Below are 1,955 nucleotides of genomic sequence, written 5' to 3'. Positions count from 1 at the left end.
CCTGTAGGAGCACCCCATTAATGAGCTTCGGCCGATGAAGAGATCCTTCAGGATTTCCTGGTTGAGGCCGGCGAGATTCTTGAGCAACTGTCCGAACAACTGGTCGAGCTGGAAAGCCGGCCGGACGACGCAGACCTGCTCAACGCAATTTTTCGCGGTTTCCACACTGTAAAAGGGGGCGCCGGCTTCCTTCAGCTCAACGAGCTGGTGGAGTGCTGTCACATCGCCGAGAACGTGTTCGACATCCTGCGCAAGGGTGAGCGTCGCGTTGATGCGGAACTGATGGACGTGGTGCTTGAGGCGCTGGATTCGGTGAACAGCATGTTCGGCGAAGTCCGCGACCGCAGCCCGATCACCGCCGCCACCCCGGAACTGCTGGCGGCCCTGGCCCGCCTGGCCGAGCCGCAGTCGGCGGATGAGGCACCGGCGTCGCCGGTGGCCGAGATGATCGAAGAACTGGTCGTCGAAGACAGTTCGGGCGACATTACCGACAACGAATTCGAACAACTGCTGGACTCGCTCAGCGCCGTCAAGGCCGAAGCCGAGGCCCCAGCGGCTGCCGCACCTGCGCCTGCGGGCGACGAGGCGGCCAGCGATGAAATCACCGACGCCGAGTTCGAGTCGTTGCTCGACCAGCTGCACGGCAAGGGCCAGTTCGCGGCGGACGCGGTGGCCCCGGCTGCACCGGCGGCTGCTTCTGCGGCACCGGTGGCGGGCGACAACTCCGACATCACCGATGACGAGTTCGAAGCCCTGCTCGACCAGTTGCACGGCAAGGGCAACTTCGCCGTCGAAGCGCTCGAGTCGGCGATCGCGTCGGCTCCGGCCCCGGCTGCTGCCGCACCGGCCGCCGCTGCCGCCGGCAGCGACCTGATCAGCGACCATGAGTTCGAATCGCTGCTCGACGAGCTGCACGGCAAAGGCAAGTTCACTGACGTCAACACCGGTGCGCCGGTGACGGCGGGCAGCGCCGCTGCGGTCTCCGCGCCGGCTGCCAAGGCCCCGGCTCCGGCCGCGGCTGCAGCGCCGAAACCGGCCGCCAAGGCGCCTGAGCCCAAGGCCGAAGCGCCGAAGCCGGCCGCAGCGGCCGCACCTGCGGCAGCGCGTGCCCCGGCCTCGCCACCGCCGGAAAAGCCGACGAGCGAAGCCGAGACCACCGTGCGGGTCGACACCGCGCGCCTCGACGAAATCATGAACATGGTCGGCGAGCTGGTGCTGGTGCGTAACCGTCTGGTGCGCCTGGGCCTCAACAGCGGCGACGAAGCCATGTCCAAGGCCGTGTCGAACCTCGACGTGGTCACCGCGGACCTGCAGACCGCCGTGATGAAGACCCGGATGCAGCCGATCAAGAAAGTGTTCGGCCGCTTCCCGCGCCTGGTCCGCGACCTGGCGCGCCAGCTCAAGAAAGAGATCAACCTGGAGCTGGTCGGCGAAGAGACCGACCTCGACAAGAACCTCGTCGAGGCGCTGGCCGACCCGTTGGTGCACTTGGTGCGCAACGCGGTCGACCATGGCATCGAGTCGCCGGAAGAGCGCGAAGAGTCGGGCAAGCCCCGCGGCGGCAAGGTGATCCTGGCGGCCGAGCAGGAAGGCGACCACATCCTGCTGTCGATCTCCGACGACGGCAAGGGCATGGATCCGAACGTCCTGCGCTCCATCGCCGTGAAGCGCGGCGTGATGGACAAGGATGCGGCGGACCGCCTGAGCGACACCGAGTGCTACAACCTGATCTTCGCCCCGGGCTTCTCGACCAAGACCGAGATTTCCGACGTGTCCGGCCGCGGCGTGGGCATGGACGTGGTGAAGACCAAGATTTCCCAGCTCAACGGTTCGATCAACATCTACTCGACCAAGGGCCAGGGCTCGAAGATCGTCATCAAGGTGCCGCTGACCTTGGCGATCATGCCGACCCTGATGGTGATGCTCGGCAACCAGGCGTTCGCGTTCCCGCTGGT

General features: G+C 66.3%; 1 protein-coding gene. It reads left to right on the top strand.

Annotation, left to right across the window (positions count from 1 at the left end; all coding sequences use genetic code 11):
* Nucleotides 1-42: 42 nt before the first annotated feature.
* Nucleotides 43-1,955, top strand: a 1,913-nt coding sequence (locus ACIP0B_RS28405) for a chemotaxis protein CheA (RefSeq protein ID WP_400838511.1), incomplete at its 3' end; no start/stop codon positions are given.

Origin of the sequence: Pseudomonas sp. NPDC089534 (assembly GCF_044749305.1) — a bacterium.
In the GTDB taxonomy this organism is placed as follows: domain Bacteria; phylum Pseudomonadota; class Gammaproteobacteria; order Pseudomonadales; family Pseudomonadaceae; genus Aquipseudomonas; species Aquipseudomonas ekonensis.
The sequence above is the reverse complement of the archived record's forward strand: the minus strand, read 5'-3'. Positions and strand labels throughout refer to the sequence as shown.